The sequence below is a fragment of the Arthrobacter cryoconiti genome (assembly GCF_020905375.1).
GTDB lineage: Bacteria > Actinomycetota > Actinomycetes > Actinomycetales > Micrococcaceae > Specibacter > Specibacter cryoconiti.
Map to the genome: position 1 here is coordinate 142,293 of NZ_JAJJBU010000003.1, position 16,718 is coordinate 159,010.

Annotated in this window: 14 protein-coding genes; 9 read left to right on the forward strand and 5 right to left on the reverse strand. The window is 58.4% G+C overall.

The window, feature by feature from the left end; genetic code table 11:
- Positions 1-8 precede the first annotated feature (8 nt).
- Positions 9-1,043, reverse strand: coding sequence for a serine hydrolase domain-containing protein (locus tag LOH53_RS00895; RefSeq protein WP_230065836.1), 1,035 nt, complete (start codon positions 1,041-1,043; stop codon positions 9-11).
- A 79-nt stretch (positions 1,044-1,122) separates the two neighbouring features.
- Positions 1,123-2,070 (reverse strand): N-acetylmuramic acid 6-phosphate etherase, encoded by a 948-nt coding sequence (gene murQ / locus LOH53_RS00900; protein WP_230065837.1) that lies wholly within the window; start codon positions 2,068-2,070, stop codon positions 1,123-1,125.
- A gap of 128 nt (positions 2,071-2,198) precedes the next feature.
- On the opposite strand from murQ, the gene LOH53_RS00905 reads away from it, so the two are divergent.
- Positions 2,199-3,083 (forward strand): MurR/RpiR family transcriptional regulator, encoded by an 885-nt coding sequence (locus LOH53_RS00905; RefSeq protein ID WP_230065838.1) that lies wholly within the window; start codon positions 2,199-2,201, stop codon positions 3,081-3,083.
- A gap of 75 nt (positions 3,084-3,158) precedes the next feature.
- Here the strand turns inward: LOH53_RS00905 and LOH53_RS00910 are convergent, their stop codons facing one another.
- Together LOH53_RS00910 and LOH53_RS00915 are read right to left on the reverse strand one after the other, a co-directional pair.
- Complete coding sequence (locus tag LOH53_RS00910) at positions 3,159-4,097, reverse strand: endonuclease domain-containing protein (protein WP_230065839.1); 939 nt, start codon at positions 4,095-4,097, stop codon at positions 3,159-3,161.
- Between the two features lie 149 nt (positions 4,098-4,246).
- Positions 4,247-5,908 carry a glycoside hydrolase family 3 protein gene (locus tag LOH53_RS00915; RefSeq protein ID WP_230065840.1) on the reverse strand — a complete coding sequence of 554 codons (1,662 nt, stop codon included), beginning with the start codon at positions 5,906-5,908 and terminating at the stop codon, positions 4,247-4,249.
- 75 nt (positions 5,909-5,983) lie between these two features.
- Here LOH53_RS00915 and purH point away from each other — a divergent pair, with 75 nt between their 5' ends.
- Positions 5,984-7,654 (forward strand): bifunctional phosphoribosylaminoimidazolecarboxamide formyltransferase/IMP cyclohydrolase, encoded by a 1,671-nt coding sequence (purH, locus tag LOH53_RS00920; protein WP_376991947.1) that lies wholly within the window; start codon positions 5,984-5,986, stop codon positions 7,652-7,654.
- Positions 7,655-7,887: 233 nt separating this feature from the next.
- The gene (locus LOH53_RS00925) at positions 7,888-8,202 is read left to right on the forward strand and encodes a hypothetical protein (RefSeq protein ID WP_230065842.1); all 315 of its coding nucleotides are present in this window, start codon (positions 7,888-7,890) and stop codon (positions 8,200-8,202) included.
- Between the two features lie 115 nt (positions 8,203-8,317).
- Here LOH53_RS00925 and LOH53_RS00930 read toward each other — a convergent pair whose 3' ends face one another.
- On the reverse strand, positions 8,318-8,824 hold the full coding sequence (locus tag LOH53_RS00930; RefSeq protein WP_230065843.1) for a ferritin: 507 nt from the start codon (positions 8,822-8,824) through the stop codon (positions 8,318-8,320).
- A gap of 168 nt (positions 8,825-8,992) precedes the next feature.
- Here LOH53_RS00930 and LOH53_RS00935 point away from each other — a divergent pair, with 168 nt between their 5' ends.
- The 6 genes from LOH53_RS00935 (at position 8,993) to LOH53_RS00960 (ending at position 16,699) form a co-directional block, all read left to right on the forward strand.
- Positions 8,993-11,212, forward strand: a complete 2,220-nt coding sequence (locus LOH53_RS00935; protein ID WP_230065844.1) for an NADP-dependent isocitrate dehydrogenase — start codon at positions 8,993-8,995, stop codon at positions 11,210-11,212.
- A gap of 315 nt (positions 11,213-11,527) precedes the next feature.
- Positions 11,528-12,760, forward strand: coding sequence for a branched-chain amino acid ABC transporter substrate-binding protein (locus tag LOH53_RS00940; RefSeq protein ID WP_230065845.1), 1,233 nt, complete (start codon positions 11,528-11,530; stop codon positions 12,758-12,760).
- A gap of 142 nt (positions 12,761-12,902) precedes the next feature.
- Positions 12,903-13,910 (forward strand): branched-chain amino acid ABC transporter permease, encoded by a 1,008-nt coding sequence (locus LOH53_RS00945; protein WP_230065846.1) that lies wholly within the window; start codon positions 12,903-12,905, stop codon positions 13,908-13,910.
- Entirely contained in the window at positions 13,907-15,127 is a 1,221-nt protein-coding gene (locus LOH53_RS00950; RefSeq protein ID WP_230065847.1) for a branched-chain amino acid ABC transporter permease, read from the forward strand. Before LOH53_RS00945 ends, LOH53_RS00950 begins: the two co-directional genes overlap by 4 nt.
- Positions 15,124-15,999 carry an ABC transporter ATP-binding protein gene (locus tag LOH53_RS00955; protein ID WP_376991943.1) on the forward strand — a complete coding sequence of 292 codons (876 nt, stop codon included), beginning with the start codon at positions 15,124-15,126 and terminating at the stop codon, positions 15,997-15,999. The genes LOH53_RS00950 and LOH53_RS00955 overlap by 4 nt, the downstream gene beginning before the upstream one ends.
- Positions 15,986-16,699, forward strand: a complete 714-nt coding sequence (locus LOH53_RS00960) for an ABC transporter ATP-binding protein (RefSeq protein WP_230065848.1) — start codon at positions 15,986-15,988, stop codon at positions 16,697-16,699. Before LOH53_RS00955 ends, LOH53_RS00960 begins: the two co-directional genes overlap by 14 nt.
- Positions 16,700-16,718: the final 19 nt, after the last annotated feature.

Here is a 16,718-nt window from a genome sequence, read left to right on the forward strand (position 1 = left end):
AATCCTTCTTAGTTAAAGTCATTTCTACTAGAATAGACGACGTCGGACACGGCTGTGCGCAGTCCGCTCGCGTCATCTCCGTCCCGGCTAGGGCAAACCCGGTTACTCAAGAGGGAAATGGTGATGCCGTGTACCTTATCCACCAGAAGCGAAGTGCCCGTGAAGCCGCCGTGGCCGCGCGCATGTTCACCCAAGGTTCCCATCCATGGCTGCTGATTGATCCGCAATCCCAACCCGTGGCCAAAGCTAGGGCTTGCCGCATTGGCGTTCGCACCTAGAAGTTGCGGAAGTTGACTGCGCCACATTTCGGCAGCCAGCGCGGGGGAGAGGACTCCGGTGAGCCCCGTTCGGAGGGCCTCGCCGAACTCCGCCAAGCCGGCAGCCGTAGCGAACATGCCGGCGTTGCCGCTGAGTCCACCCAGCGACCAAGCTGCTTCGTCGTGCACTATGCCTTGGATCAAGCCTCGGCTTAGCGTGGGTTGAAATTCGGTCGGTGCACAATCCTGTGCGCGAGGGGAGCCAGTGATGGAGCCCGTCGGCAACTTCGAGAGCACCTGACTTTGAACTAGCTGAGCCCACTTAATCCCTGTAACGTGCTCCGCCAGCGACATGACCGTATTGAAGCCAGCACACGAATATTCAAATCGTGTACCGGGAGCGGCCTCCAAATCCATGGCGAGTAGGTTCTGAATGAGGGCAGTGCGATCAAACGGCTGGCCTTCGATGAGCGCTTGCTCCCAGCCCCGCCATTGAGAAGGCAGCCCGGATGTGTGGGTGAGAAGTCCGCGCAGCGTGACGCCGGTCTTCTGGCCGTGCCGATACTCCTGAAAAACTCTGCTGATGGGCGTGTCAAGGTACATTAGGCCGCCATCCACGAGAGCCAAGACCGTAACCGTTGTGAAGAGTTTCGTGACGGAGGCCAAATCAAAGAAGGTTTCCGCTGTTGCTGCCCCTGCGGTAACCACCGGCAGTCGCTGTCCGCCCAGGACGACGGCGCAACTGGCCGCCGGTGCCACGCCGTTCGCAACTGCACAGTCCAGCAAACGTTGTATCTCCTGGCCCAGGGGCCCATGGGCGGAAATCACTGGCGCGTGCCGTCGTCGTACATCATGTTCTCGTGCATCAAGTTAGCTTCGAATTTTTTGCTGCGGCGATGGACGCGGGAAGGAAGCCGTTGTTCTGAACCAAGAGTGCTGTGGCCAAGTCCGGGGAAAGTCCGGTCAGGATGGTCAGGATAGCTGTTTTTACGTGGCCGTCCGTGGCAGTGAGGGCGTTCAGCGCGGTATCGGCATCGCATCCTGTGACGCGCATCAGTGTCCGTTCGCTGCGGGCCCTTAGTTTGGCGTTGCTGGCGCGCAGGTCCACCATGAAGTTCTTATACGTTTTGCCCAAGCGAACCATGGTGATGGTGCTGATCATATTCAGCACCAGTTTCTGACATGTCCCTGACTTTAGGCGTGTGGAACCGGTCAAAAATTCCGGACCGACCTCGATTTCCAGAACCGTCTCTGCGGCTGCGCCCAACGGAGAATTCGCGTTGCAGGCGAAACCGACGGTGTACGAGCCCTGGGCGCGGGCTGCCTCAATGGCGGCGAGCACATACGGTGTGCGTCCGGATGCGGCTATCCCGATGACGCAGTCGACTCGGGTGAGTTCCAAAGCTGCCATGTCTGCCCGGGCAGCATCTGCGTTGTCTTCTGCATTTTCCACCGCTTGTTCTACAGCTTGTTCGCCGCCTGCGATCACACCAACCACGACGGATGGGTCCGTGCCAAAGGTGGGTGGACACTCGCTTGCGTCCAGAACACCAATGCGCCCCGGGGTCCCGGCACCCACATAAATGAGCCGACCGCCGCTCTTCATGCCGTCAGCCACGCGATCAATGATGGCCGCGATGCTTGGCAGGTGCGCTGCGATAGCCTGGGGGACCAGCGCATCCTCACCATTCATTGCCGCAGTGAGTTCTTCCGTGCTTAGCTGTGCAAGATCGGGGTAGCGGGCGTTGGAGGACTCGGTGAGGAGGGTTGTCAGCTCATGACGGACGGCGTCGCTGGATTCGCGAGTACTCATGGAGGCCCTTTCTGGAATGAAAACTTGATCGGTAGTTGAAATTCTAGTCAGCTGTAACGATTGTAAATTATTTACGTCCCTTAGGGCATGGAACCATAGACTGGGCATTCGTACTTCAGGAGGACACGTTGAGTATTCAGTCCGTCATACACGCTAAACGCGGCCAGCTCACGCCCGCGACTAAACGGGTGGCTGATGCGATCATCGCCAACCCAGCGGTGGTCCTCAGCCATACGGTGAGCGAATTGGCTGCACTGTGCGCCACCTCCGACCCTTCCGTCGTGCGTTTTTGCCGTGCAGTTGGACTTTCTGGCTATGCCGAACTTCGCTTATCGATGGCCACAGAGTTGGGAAGGGAAACAGCAAGCGTTGGCGAACACAACGAACCCGATTTTGGGGACGACATCAGCCCCGTGGAGACGCTGGCTCAACTGGTGGCGAAAATCCGCTTTACGGAGATCATGGGGATAGAGGAGACCACGGCCAACCTTGATTTGAGCATCCTCGCTCGGGCGGTTGAACTGCTCACTACTGCGCGTCGCATCACCATTTATGGTGTTGGTGCCGGCGCCATCGTCGCGGAGGACCTACGGTACAAACTTTTTCGGATAGGGCTGTGCGTGAGCGCATTTGCCAACGCTGACAATGCGTTGATGGGTGCGGCCTTGATGAAGCCCGGGGACGTGGCCGTTGCATTTTCACACGGTGGAAAAACAGCGTCAGTGGTGGAGTTTTTGAAGGTGGCTGCAACGGCCGGTGCCGCAAGAATTTTGGTGAGCAATGCGCCGTCGTCCCCTGCCGCGGAGAATGCTTCGTTGTGTTTGGCCACTATGGTGCGGGAGAGCGCGTTTAGGGCTGGTGCCATGTCCTCGCGGATATCCCAGCTGGCGGTCGTTGATTGTCTGTTTGTGGCCGTGGCACAGGGACGCTATGAGCTCTCGACCGCCGCACTGCGCTCTACGCGCCAAGCCGTAATGGGCAATGGAGCTGACACGGGCACTTCGATTGCCTGATCCCCTGGCCCAACTGACCCGCAATTAACGCTGAAAATATGGCAAATCGGCTACTTTTTGAGCATCTATTGCGGGCTAGTTGGGGGTGGGGCGCCAACCGCGACTGTAAAGGGCTGCACTGATCTTCTGGAGCGCCGCCTTCGCGTTATCGCCCATATGCTGCTTGCTGATTCGTACTTCTAGCCAACCATGGTTCGTGAAATCCTCCGAACGGGCGATGTCCTTCTGCACTTGCCAAGGATCGCTGTGGGTGCCGCCGTCGTACTCCACCGCGACGCGATACTCGGGGTAAGCCTGATCTGGCGTGCGCTCAATGCCCGGTGCCAACTGGATGGGGACGTTGATCAAGGGATCGGGGAGTCCCGCGTACGTCACGGCCAGGCGCAACAAACTTTCTGGTGCCGAATCCGAGCCAACCCTTGCCAACTCCAGGGCTTGGCGAGCCTTCTGGATGCCAGGAGTCCCTTTATGCCGTTCAAGGATGGCCGCAAGTTCGCCCAGAGACGCGTATGGCTGAGATCTGAGCTCAAATTGGGGCCGCGGAATCCGGACCAGATGATCTGCCACCACGACCAATTGATCAACGCTCATCTGGCGGGAGCAGTCCAACCATGTCCGCACCCGCGAAGTGATCCACAGCCCGTCCAGGCATGCGAGTTCCTCGTCCCAAAGATGTGTGGTGTGGCCCTGGACGCCGCGGCGCCGGGGTTCGTCATACGGGGCCTGGCGTGAGACATGGATGAGAGTGGAATCCCGTGCCGGCATGAAGCCGGGGAAGCCCCAGATCTCGAATGCGGTGGCATGGGAAACTGCAGAATGGCCGCTCACCTGCGAATAAGGCCGCGCCAACAATGCCAGGGACAGTGCAGCGGGGTTGACGGTCTTGATTCCACGGCTCAAAGTGAGGATCTGGCGGTGACGGAGTTTGCCCAAACTGACGCCAAGCGCCATCGCTTGGCCCGTGGTGAACGGACCAGAGCGAAGCTCAGCGGGAAAAGTCTCCGGGTGGAACATGCCTTCATTGTGGCAACTTTTACGAGGCCGTGCAGAAGTTATCCACAGCTGTGCCCCGCAGCGGCATCTGACCCGCAATAGTTGTCGAAAAAAGGGGGATTTGACGATATTTCCAGCGTTAATTGCGGGTCAGTTGGCAAGGTGGCCTCTCAGATGCCGACGAGCCGTGCCACCGCCTGCGCCGTAACGGCACTGAAGCCGTGGCAGTGGATGGTGGTGAGAGCAGTCCCTATGGCAGGCCCAGATTGCGGCGCTAGTCCGGTATTGATGCATACGGCGTGAGGGGCGACGGCGGCCACCTGAGCCAAGGTGGCCTGCTGGTTCATGGAAAGCAACGAATCCACCATCACGAAGACGGGCTCGCCCAGTGATTCCTCGCAGCTGACCAAATCTGAGAGATTCTCCGCGTTCAGCGAGGAAGCGCTGACGGCATTGACCCGATGGCGTTCCATTAGCGCTTGAGCCATGAAGTTATCAGTTGGTCCAGCAGCCATGTTATGCCCTGTCCGCGCGTCAATCAGAGTGAGAACAGCATCCGGATCCGCCAATTCCACAGCGCCCGTACCTTGATCAATGCGGCAGGCGCGCGCGGCAACATCTACCCAGTCGATGCTCGCATCCGCTTCGGCGGAATCGAAGCCATCTGTTTGTGCAGCATGGGGAGTTTGCGCGGACCATTGCGCAAACGTTTCTACGCGCTGAGCAGCACGACGCAGAACGGGGACGGGCAGACGCCCCGATTCCACGGCAGCCATGAGCGCATCAAACACTTCTGTGTAACAGGACTCGTCGTCACGGCCACTCGTATAGGCATTTAAGGGATTGCCCACGCACAGCAGATCTGCCCCGGCCAGAAGTGCCAACACGCCGCCTTCCCCGGGCCCAACGGTGGCGCGCACAGCGGCCATATCGAGGGCGTCGGTGATCAGCAATCCGTCGAAACCCATGTCCCGCAGCAATGCCCCCGTCAAGGGGTTGAGAGTGGCCGGAGCCTCGCCCAGCTCCGGGATGATGATGTGCGCGCTCATCATCGCCGCCACTCCGGCGTCAATGGCTGCCTGAAATGGGGGAAGGTGGTGTGCGCGCATCTGCTCCATCGTCAGCGCCACACGCGCCACGTCCATGTGAGAGTCCGCAACAGTGTCCCCATGGCCGGGGAAATGCTTGGCACACGCACCGACGCGCAACTCTTGGATGCCGGATACGGCAGCGGCTGTGTGCACGCTCACCAACTGCGTATCGGAGCCAAAAGCGCGCACGCCGATAACGGGGTTGAGCGGGTTGGTATTAACGTCCGCAACAGGGGCGATGCTCAGATTCACCCCGGCAGCCCGACAAAGGCGAGCGATCGCACGGCCCGCAGCAGCCGTCGTCGCCGGTTCATCCAGGGCTCCTAACACGGCAGCGCCCGGGATGGCGGAACCGTCACGCGCTTGCAGGCGAGTGACGTTCCCGCCTTCCTCATCCACGCCGACGACGGCGGACGGGTTGGCTGCGCGGATCGCGGCAGAGAGTGCCGCCACCTGTCCGGGGATCTGTGGGTCTATGTTGTGACTGAAATAGACGACGCCGGCCAGACCGTTACGTAGGGCGCGCTCCAGCCACGTCGGAACCGTGGTGCCGACAAAGCCTGGCCAAATGACTGCGTTGACCAGGCGCGCCAGCTCGGGGGAAGGAATTGTTTCGAGGGATTTCTCCGTCTGCAGGGAGTCCGGAATGCCTGAGGTGGCAAGCGGCTGGGCTGTTGTGGCCGATGAAGGCGATGGTGCACCAGAGTGCGGGGGCAAGTGGCGGGGGTCACTGGAAGTCATGCCTGAAAGCCTACCTAGTGGAAGTGGCCTAAACTTTATATGTCGCCATCATCGAGCCACCCCTGGAGAATTTCTGTGACCAGCTCACCCCTTAACCGTGTTCCCATCCGCCGGGCTTTGATCTCGGTCTACGACAAAACCGGTTTGGAGGAGCTGGCCATTGGCCTGCACGCCGCCGGTGTTGCCATTGTTTCCACTGGCTCCACCGCCGCCAGGATTGCTGCTGCCGGCGTCCCCGTGACCGAAGTTTCTGAAGTTACGGGATTCCCTGAATGCCTCGATGGACGCGTAAAAACTCTGCATCCGCTAGTGCACGCCGGCATTTTGGCGGATCGCCGTCTTCCTGACCACGTCCGTCAGCTAGAAGAAATGAACGTTGAGCCCTTCGATCTGGTGGTGGTGAACCTCTACCCGTTCGTGGAGACCGTCAAATCCGGAGCCGGCCAGGATGCTGTGGTCGAGCAGATCGACATTGGCGGCCCGTCCATGGTGCGCGCCGCAGCAAAGAATCATCCGTCCGTGGCCGTCGTCGTCGATCCCGCTAAGTACGGGGCCGTCATTGACGCAGCCCAAGCCGGTGGCTTTGAACTGGTAGCCCGTCAGCGCTTGGCCGCTGCGGCCTTCGCCCACACGGCGGCATATGACAACGCTGTGGCAGCATGGACGTCGGCACAGTTCCTGGATGAAGACGGGGACGGTGTTATTGACTGGCCGTCTTACGCTGGCTACTCGCTGGAGCGCTCTGAGGTGCTGCGTTACGGTGAAAACCCGCACCAGCAGGCGGCACTTTACGTGGACCAAGGCGCTCCGGCGGGGATCGCCCAGGCCGATCAGCTCCACGGCAAGGCCATGAGCTACAACAACTTTGTGGATGCCGACGCAGCCCTGCGCGCAGCCTTTGATTTCGCCGCACCGGCCGTTGCCGTCGTCAAACATGCCAACCCATGCGGTGTTGCCGTGGCCTCAGAGGGTGCCAAGGACCCGATCGCCGATGCGCACCGCAAGGCTCATGCTTGCGATCCCGTTTCAGCTTACGGTGGAGTCATCGCTGCAAACCGGACCGTCACTGCTGCCATGGCCCGGACCGTGAAGGACATCTTCACCGAGGTTGTGATCGCCCCCGACTTCGAGCCGGAAGCGGTGGAGATCCTCTCCGCGAAGAAGAACATCCGCCTGCTGGCTCTGCCCGAGGGCTACGGCCGCTACCCGGCTGAGGTGCGTCAGGTTTCCGGTGGCATGCTCGTGCAAATGAGCGACAAAATTGACGCCGACGGTGACACTCCCGCTCACTGGACGCTCGCTGCGGGCCCAGCCGCGGATGAGGCAACTCTGGCCGAGCTCGCGTTCGCGTGGCGGGCTGTGCGTGCCGCCAAGTCAAACGCGATCCTGCTCGCCAAAGACGGTGCCACAGTGGGTATCGGAATGGGCCAAGTCAACCGGGTCGACTCCTGCAAACTTGCGGTGGAGCGGGCCAATACGCTCGGCGTCGCCGTAGAATCTAAGGTTGATGCGGCGGGCGGTGCCTCTGGCGCGGGAGCAGCACTCTCCGAAAAGCGCTCAGTGGGTTCGGTGGCTGCCTCAGACGCATTCTTCCCGTTTGCCGACGGCTTGGAAATATTGCTCGACGCCGGCGTGCGGGCAGTGGTTCAGCCCGGTGGTTCCATCCGCGACGAGGAAGTCATTGCCGCCGCCAACGCGGCAGGCGTCACCATGTACTTCACCGGAGCTCGCCACTTCTTCCACTAGGAACGACCGCGCGCTGACCGGGCCGCGCTACCGGTGGTTGTCGGGTTGCTTTAACGGCCTCAGCGTTCGACGGCGGTTGGTACTTTTCCCCTCGAAAGGTACCGACCGCCGTCGTTCTTTAACACGGCTATATTAATACGCAACGCCCGGAGTGAAGGGCTAGCCCGCCGCAGCCCAATATGGCATGCTCGTAGGGCACCTGAACTGGACTACATAATGGGGGAGTGCTTCTAATGAATCCGGACAATCCGTCAGTCGGCGGCTGGTTCGAGGGCTTGCTGTCTTCGGAAACTTTCTTCATCATCTTCTTCGCCGTGATCGCCGTTTTCATCGTTGTCGTCATCGTGTTCGTGATTGTGCAGCTGATCCGCGGCCGGGGCCGGCGTAGATACGTCATGATGGAGATTGACGACGACGGAACCATGCGTCCTGCAAACATGCGAGGGCCGGGTTCAGGGCATAACGCCGGGCTCGATGCGCACAATGCCGCACATCAGCAGGCTATGCGTCAGGCGCAGAACCAGCAACAGTTCCCGCCGGGTATGTAGCCAGGCACGGGAAGTAACCGCAAGCGCAGGTTCTTAATCCAGTGTGGGCGAACCGCCATGGCGGTCCGCCCACAAAAAATACTCGAAATCTACGGTTCTGCCGGTTTTCCCGGTTTTACTCCGCTGCGCCGGGTTCCCTGGCGCCAAGTTCGGCATCCAAGCGCAGTAATCCGTTTCCATCTGTGCCGATCAGACCCACCCGGCCGATGATTTCAGCCACTGAAGCCTCCTCCTCAAGCTGCTCACTGACAAACCAGGTCAGCAAGGGCAAAGAATCAATGTCGCCTTGTTGCTGGGCCAAACGGTACAAGCCGCGGATGGACTCCGAAACTTTTTGTTCATTGCTCAGCGCTGCTTTGAAAGCGTCTAGAACCGTTGTGATCTGCAGGTTCGCTGCCGGAATGGCTCCGATCCTCGGGTGAGCGTCCCTGTCGGTCATGTGGCTAATGAACTTCTGTGCGTGGACCAGTTCCTCGTCAGACTGTGCCAGGAACCAGCGCGAAATACCCGGCAAATCTTGGACGTCCATTTCGACAGCAAGCTGGCGGTAGACCACTGCTGCTTCGATTTCCATGGTTACTTGGCTATTGATGGCGGTTTCTAGTTCTCCGGTTAGCTTCATACTTCAACGCTACTCAAAGTAGGTGCTGTTGTCAGGTACCGGTCACAAAGGGGTGCCCGGACTGCGCCGATACGCGTCAAAGGGGACCTCTCGGGTAAGTTGGAGGGGAAACAAATCTCACCAGATTCGCAGATATCCGTAGAATTTTCGTAGGAGACGCCTCACCCCATGGCAAAAATTATCTACACACACACCGACGAAGCGCCAGCTCTGGCCACGTATTCGCTGCTGCCGATCGTTCAGGCTTTTGCCTCGACCGCAGGCGTCGATATTGAGACGCGCGACATCTCCCTCGCTGGGCGCATCATTGCGACCTTCGGCGACTACCTCACTGAGGACCAGCGTGTCCACGATGCCCTGGCGGAACTGGGGGTCCTGGTTAAGGACCCTGACGCTAACATCATTAAGCTGCCGAATATTAGCGCGTCCATCCCGCAGCTAAAAGCTGCAGTCGCCGAGCTTCAGGGCAAGGGCTATGCTCTGCCGGATTATCCGGATGACCCTTCCACCGACGAAGACAAGAACGTTCGCGCCCGCTACGACAAAATCAAGGGCAGCGCTGTAAACCCGGTCTTGCGCGAGGGTAACTCCGATCGCCGTGCCCCATTGTCAGTGAAGAATTACGCCAAGGCTAACCCCCACAGCATGGGCGCCTGGTCCAGCGAGTCCAAGACAAATGTAGCAACGATGGCCACTGGCGACTTCTGCCACAATGAGAAGTCAGTCATCATCGAAGCCGACGGTAAAATCAAAATTCAATTCTTGGCTCAGGATGGTACCGTCACAGTCCTCAAGGACGCCTTCCCTGTTCTGGCCGGCGAAATTGTTGATGGCACGCTCATGAGTGCCGCCGCTCTGGACGAGTTTTTGGCCGTCCAGATTGCCCGTGCCAAGAAAGAGGGCATACTCTTTTCCGCACATTTGAAGGCGACCATGATGAAGGTCTCCGATCCCATCATCTTTGGCCACGTCGTCAAGGCTTTCTTCCCGGAGCTGTTTGCTCAGTACGGCGATGCCTTGACCGCCGCTGGCCTGAGCCCCGCCAACGGGCTGGCCTCCATCCTGAACGGTCTCAATACGTTGCCAAGCGACGTCCGCGAAGGCATTGAGTCAGCCATCAAGAAGGGTTACGCAGACGGCCCAGCTTTGGCTATGGTCGACTCGGATAAGGGCATCACCAACCTCCACGTCCCTTCGGACGTGATCGTTGACGCGTCCATGCCTGCCATGATCCGCACGTCCGGACACATGTGGGGCGCGGATGGTCAAGAGCACGACACCCTCGCCGTGCTGCCTGATAGCAGCTACGCCGGTGTTTACCAGGCCACCATTGATGACTGCCGCGCACACGGTGCCTTTGACCCCACCACCATGGGTACTGTCCCCAACGTTGGCCTCATGGCCCAGGCCGCTGAAGAATACGGCAGCCATGACAAGACGTTTGAGATCGCTGAGTCCGGCGTCGTGCAGATCGTTGATGCTGCAGGTACCGTTTTGATAAAGCACGACGTCGAAGCTGGTGACATTTGGCGTGCCTGCCAGGTCAAGGACATCCCCGTCCGGGACTGGGTCAAACTCGCCGTCACCCGTGCCCGCGCGTCGTCCACTCCTGCCATTTTCTGGCTGGACCCAACCCGCGCACATGACCTCAATGTCATCGCCAAGGTTACCGAGTACCTCAAAGACTTCGATACGGATGGCCTGACGATCAAGATCATGTCGCCCGTGGAGGCCACCGCGTTCACACTGGAACGCATCCGCCGCGGCGAGGACACCATCTCCGTGACCGGCAACGTGCTGCGTGACTATTTGACGGACCTGTTCCCCATTTTGGAGCTCGGTACCAGCGCCAAAATGCTCTCAGTCGTCCCGTTGATTGCAGGCGGCGGATTGTTTGAGACCGGTGCCGGTGGTTCGGCCCCGAAGCACGTCACACAGTTGGTGAAGGAAAACCACCTGCGGTGGGACAGTCTTGGCGAGTTCTTGGCACTGGCCGTTTCTTTTGAGCACCTAGCTGTGTCCAAGGGAAATGCGCGCGCGCAGATCTTGGCGGACACGTTGGATCGTGCCACCGGCACCTTCTTGTTGGAGAATAAGTCGCCTAAGCGCAAGGTCGGCGAGATCGACAACCGTGGCAGTCACTTCCACCTTGCCAAGTTCTGGGCACAGGAGTTGGCCGCCCAGAGCGTAGACGCAGAGCTCGCCGCAGCATTTGCCAGCGTCGCCGCTGACTTGAGCGAAAATGAGGACGTCATCATCGGCGAACTCGCCGCTGTTCAAGGCTCACCTGTGGACTTGGGTGGGTACTATCTTCCGGATGCTGCGAAGGTGGCCGCAATTATGCGCCCGTCGGCCACGCTGAACCACGCGATCGACGCTCTCTCCTAGCACCACCCAACTGGCCCGCAGTAAACGTCGTAAAACGCGCTTTTTGGCGCGTTTTACGACGTTTACTGCGGGCCAGTTTCGTTTTGGGCTCCGGCATCATTGCTAATGAATGATCCGAAAGGCGGACGAGATTTGCCGATAACGTCTTGATAATTGCGGTTTAGTCGTGGATATCACATCTGTTATCAGATCTTTACGTATAAATGTGTCCTACGCCACTTCAAGCCGGGTAGTGTCAGCTTTCGTGAAGCGCTCGGAAACCGGTGGACGAAGATGTTCCCCCGGGCCCGGCGACATAGTCCGGAAGGCAAATTTATGTACCGTAAGAAAGTTATGACCACGTTGGCTGCAGCAGCCACCCTTGGCATGCTGCTGGGCGGTTGTGCGAACCAGGCCGCCGCTCCCGGAGGCAGTACTTCGGAAGGAGCAGCGGGCGCAGTTAACATCCCGGCACTGACCTCGGTGGAAACCCCGAAGGATGCTGTACTCCCGGCAGGCGATGGCAAGGCCAACTGCCCGGCAACCACCACACTGGCCTACGTAGGTGCAGAAACCGGTGCGAACGCGCAGCTGGGTATCAACATCTTCAACGGTGTCCAGTTGGCAATCAACGAGCACAATGCAGCCAATCCAGGCTGTCAGGTCCAGTTCAAGAAGTTTGATACTGAAGGTGACCCGAACAAGGCCACTGGCCCCGTTACCCAGGCCACCAAAGAAGAAGGCATCATCGGCGTTGTGGGTCTGCCGTTCTCCGGCGAATCTAAATCAACGGGTAATATCTTCGAACAGGTCAAACTCGTTCACATCACGCCAGCTGCCACCAACCCGGCATTGACTGACAATGGTTGGACCACGTTCTTCCGCGGCTTGGGCAACGACGCCGTTCAGGGCCCGGCAGCAGCGAAGTTCATCACGGGCAAGCTCCAGGCCAAGAAGGTCTACATTGTCCAAGACGACTCCGAATATGGCATCGGCCTGGGCAAGACCACCTCTGACGGTTTGGGCTCCGCCTTGATCGGAACAGACAAGGTCACCACCGGCCAGAAGGACTTCTCGGCCACGATTTCTAAAATCATGAACTCGAAGGCTGATGCGGTATTTTACTCCGGCTACTACGCTGAAGGCGCACCGTTCGATCAGCAGCTGGTGGCAAAGGGCTACACCGGTACGTTCGTAGGACCGGATGGTTTGAAAGATGACCAGTTCATCAAGCAGGCCGGCGACGCATCGTCCAACTCGTACTTCACCTGCCCCTGCATCCCCGGCGAACTGATCCCGAGCTTCGAGAAGGCTTACAAGTCTCTGGCAAACATGGAGCCCGGTACCTACTCGATCGAAGGCTACGACGCGGCGACGGTACTGCTTTCGGGTATCGATGCCGGTAACCAGGATCGTCCGTCGCTGCTCAAGTGGGTCAAGAGCTACGACAAAGATGGTTTGAGCAAGCATTACAAGTGGAACGACAAGGGCGAACTTCAGGCCCCGACCGTTTACGGCTACAAGGTTGAGAACGGAAAGATCGTTCCCATCGGTGCCATCGGGGAGTAATCCTCGGCACGTAAAAAATGTTGTGGGGCGGGGTTTTCACGCCCCACAACATTTTCACGTGTACCTCTTTCTAGCCCACACGAATGATCCGGGAGCCGCGGGCAAAATCTGACCCGGCACCCCGCAAGATCGGACAGTACTTATGCTTCCAACCATCCTCTTGGCCGCTCCGGTGTCCAATGACTGGATCACCCTCGATTTCCCTTCTCTCGCACAAAATTTTTGGTCAGCCACTTTTGACGGCCTGACCTTTGGCTCCATCTACGCGCTGGTGGCCCTCGGCTACACGCTTGTTTACGGCGTGCTGAACCTCATCAACTTTGCTCACTCCGAAGTGTTCATCATGGGTTGTTACGGGGTCTGGTTCACGCTTAGCTTCCTAGGCTTTGGGCCATCAGCTCCTAACCTTGACATCGGCCAGATCATTGTGAATCTGCTGCTCGCATTTATAGTGGCCATTGCTGCCTCGGCTCTTACGGCCTTCCTGCTGGAGCGGCTCGCTTACAAGCCATTGCGTAAGCGCAATGCTCCTCGCTTGGTCTTTTTGATCACCGCGATCGGTGCTTCTTTCACCATCCAGTACCTGATTTTCATCTGGCGTGGCCCGGTGCCAGAGCAGGCGCTGACTATGTTCAAACCGACGCCAATCTTTGACGTCTTTGGCACCATCATCTATTCGGATCAGTTGATCATCGTCTGTGCAGCCGTCATCATGATGGTCGTCACTGATCTGTTCATTAGTAAGTCCCGGACCGGCCGTGGTATCCGTGCCGTTGCGCAGGATCCGGACACGGCAACCTTGATGGGTGTCAATAAGGAACGCATCATCATCACGACTTTCGTGATTGGTGGGATCTTGGCAGGTGCGGCGGCTTTGTTCTACGTTATGAAGATTCCCTCCGGTGTTGTTTACAACGGTGGGTTTATCCTCGGCATCAAAGCGTTTGCCGCAGCAGTCCTCGGTGGAATTGGTAACGTCCGTGGAGCGCTGCTCGGAGGCCTGCTGCTGGGCTTGATCGGCAACTACGGCCAGATCCTGCTCGGCAACTCGCAGTGGACCGACGTCGTCGCATTCATGGTTCTTGTTTTGGTGTTGCTGTTCCGTCCCGAGGGCATCCTTGGAACGTCGCTGGGAAGGAGCAAGGCATGAGCATGTCAGATGGGCCTAAGCCCCTGCACACAGCCAAGTCCGAGCAGATTGACGAAGACCGTGAGGCCGTCGGCACACCGCCCGGATCCAGTTCCGCGGCGCGCCGAAAGGGCAAGCTGTTTGGTGCCTGGAGTGATCGTTGGGCGGCCCTGCCCCGGCAAAAACAATGGCTATTTTTGATTGTTGTTGTCGCGTTGGCCTATCTCCTTCCGGTCATCAATCCGCCGTTTATCAGTACCGAGCCAGGTAACGATTTCCCCCTCGCGTGTCAGCTCATGGCAATTTATGCTCTGGTAGCTGTCGGTTTGAATATTGTGATTGGTTACGCAGGTCTGTTGGACCTGGGGTACATCGCGTTCTTCGCTGTTGGTTCCTATACAGCGGCCATGTTAACAAGTCCGGACTCCGCGTTCATCAAAATCCCATACTTGTGGACAATCCCTGTCGCTATGGCCGTCACGATGTTTGTTGGCGTTCTGTTGGGTCTGCCAACGTTGCGTCTACGTGGTGACTACTTGGCGATCGTAACGCTCGGCTTTGGCGAGATTGTACGTATCCTAGCGACCATCATCCCCGCAATGAAAGGCCAGGTTGGTTTCCAGAACGTTGGTCACCCACCCGGTGTCGGTGCTGATGGTATTCCGATCTTCGCGAACTCCAACGGCACCCCGTGGTACTGGCTGACGCTGACTATTTTGATAGTCATCTTGTTCTTGGTGGGCAACCTGGAGCGTAGCCGTGTGGGCCGCTCCTGGATCGCCATCCGCGAGGACGAGGACGCCGCCGAGACCATGGGTGTCCCAACGTTCAAGTACAAGGTCTGGGCATTTGCCATGGGCGCCGGGATCGGCGGTTTGGCAGGAGCCTTGATGGGTGGTCAGGTCGGCTTCGTGAACAACCAAAAGTTCGACGTCGTCACCTCCATTTTGTTCGTCGCCGCCGTCGTTCTCGGTGGTGCAGGCAATAAAGTTGGCGCGATTATTGGTGGGGCCCTCGTGGCATACATTCCGCTGCGGTTTACTGCCGTTGCCGAATACAAGTTCCTGATCTTTGGCTTGGCACTGTGCCTGATCATGATCTACCGTTCGCACGGTCTACTTGCGGCCCGGCAACAGTTGCTCGCTTATGGACAGAAAGCGTATGCGGCAGTGAAGAAATCCAATGACGCAAAGAACGCCCAGCCGGCTACCAATCTCGGAGAGGAGCTTTCCAAGTGAGTGAATCTGCCGAATTAACTGGCCCACGGACTCGTATCCCTTCGGAGGGTGTAGCAGAAACCGCAGCCTCCGAACGTGACATTGGGGTCAAGGTTGGAGATAACTTGGTGGAGGTGAAGAACCTCACCGTGAAGTTTGGTGGCCTACTGGCCATGGACGACGTCAGCTTCAATATCAAGCGCGGGGAGATCCTGGGGTTGATCGGCCCTAATGGGGCTGGGAAGACTACGTGCTTCAATGCCATGACGGGGGTTTATAAGCCAACAAGTGGTCAGGTGCTCCTTGAGGGCAAGTTGCTCAACGGAATGAAACAGCACAAAATTACTCGTGCCGGGTTGGCACGAACCTTTCAGAACATCCGCCTTTTCGGCGAGATGACGGCACTGGAAAATGTTGTGGTGGGATTGGACGCACGGCACAAGACGTCCGTCGTTGGCGCGCTGCTGCGCCTACCTCGACACATCCGGGAGGAGAAATCTGCCATTGAGCGCGGAATGGCCCTTCTGGAATTTGTTGGCATCGCTGATCAGGCTGCAACACTTTCTAGGCACTTGCCGTATGGTAGCCAGCGCCGGCTCGAGATCGCACGCGCGTTAGCGACTGATCCGAAGGTGCTGTGTCTGGATGAGCCGGCTGCCGGCTTCAACCCGGCGGAGAAGGAAGAGCTGATGCAGCTCATCCGCATCATCCGCGACGACGGCTACACCGTCCTCTTGATTGAGCACGACATGAAACTGGTCATGGGTGTCACCGATAGGATTGTGGTGCTGGAGTTCGGGAAGAAAATTGCCGACAACATTCCATCAGTGATCAGGGAAGACCCCAAGGTCGTTTCCGCTTATCTAGGGGAGCCCGAAGATGACTTTGCTTGAGCTAAAAAACGTTTCCGTCCACTACGGTCGGATCCAGGCGATCAAGGAGATGTCCTTCACAGTGGAGGAGGGGGAGATCGTCTCCCTTATTGGTGCCAATGGCGCCGGCAAGACCACCACGATGAAGACCATTTCGGGTTTGCTGAATCCGACCAGTGGCACCATCAAGTTCATGGATGAAGACATCACCAAGATGAAAGCCCACATCCGGGTGGTGCAGGGGATTTCCCAGGCGCCGGAAGGACGAGGGATTTTTCCTGCCATGACCGTGCTGGAAAACTTGGATATGGGTACGTTTGGGCGGAAGAACCGTTCGGGCGTGCCGGAAGATCTGGAGCGCGTGTTCACGCTTTTCCCTCGGCTGAAGGAACGAGAAAGGCAGTACGGTGGCACCATGAGCGGTGGTGAGCAGCAGATGCTCTCCATCGGGCGGGCCCTGATGTCCCGGCCTAAACTGCTGCTGTTGGATGAGCCGTCAATGGGTCTGGCTCCGCAGTTCATTCGCCAGATCTTCAAGATCGTGACCGAAATTAACAGCCAGGGAACCACGGTGTTGTTGGTGGAGCAGAACGCCAACCAGGCTCTGGCGAGGGCACACCGGGCCTTCGTCTTGGAGACCGGGGAGATCACGCACAGCGGTACCGGTAAGGAATTGCTGGCAAATCCCGCCATCAAGGAAGCATACTTGGGCGTCGGTTAGACGGATAGCAAAGTACGAC

Coding starts and splice junctions, on each gene's coding strand:
- murQ (WP_230065837.1), bottom strand. CDS start 2,070: ATGAGTACTCGCGAATCCAGCGACGCCGTCCGTCATGAGCTGACAACC.
- LOH53_RS00910 (WP_230065839.1), bottom strand. CDS start 4,097: ATGTTCCACCCGGAGACTTTTCCCGCTGAGCTTCGCTCTGGTCCGTTC.
- LOH53_RS00915 (WP_230065840.1), bottom strand. CDS start 5,908: ATGACTTCCAGTGACCCCCGCCACTTGCCCCCGCACTCTGGTGCACCA.
- LOH53_RS00925 (WP_230065842.1), top strand. CDS start 7,888: ATGAATCCGGACAATCCGTCAGTCGGCGGCTGGTTCGAGGGCTTGCTG.
- LOH53_RS00930 (WP_230065843.1), bottom strand. CDS start 8,824: ATGAAGCTAACCGGAGAACTAGAAACCGCCATCAATAGCCAAGTAACC.
- LOH53_RS00935 (WP_230065844.1), top strand. CDS start 8,993: ATGGCAAAAATTATCTACACACACACCGACGAAGCGCCAGCTCTGGCC.
- LOH53_RS00940 (WP_230065845.1), top strand. CDS start 11,528: ATGTACCGTAAGAAAGTTATGACCACGTTGGCTGCAGCAGCCACCCTT.
- LOH53_RS00945 (WP_230065846.1), top strand. CDS start 12,903: ATGCTTCCAACCATCCTCTTGGCCGCTCCGGTGTCCAATGACTGGATC.
- LOH53_RS00950 (WP_230065847.1), top strand. CDS start 13,907: ATGAGCATGTCAGATGGGCCTAAGCCCCTGCACACAGCCAAGTCCGAG.
- LOH53_RS00960 (WP_230065848.1), top strand. CDS start 15,986: ATGACTTTGCTTGAGCTAAAAAACGTTTCCGTCCACTACGGTCGGATC.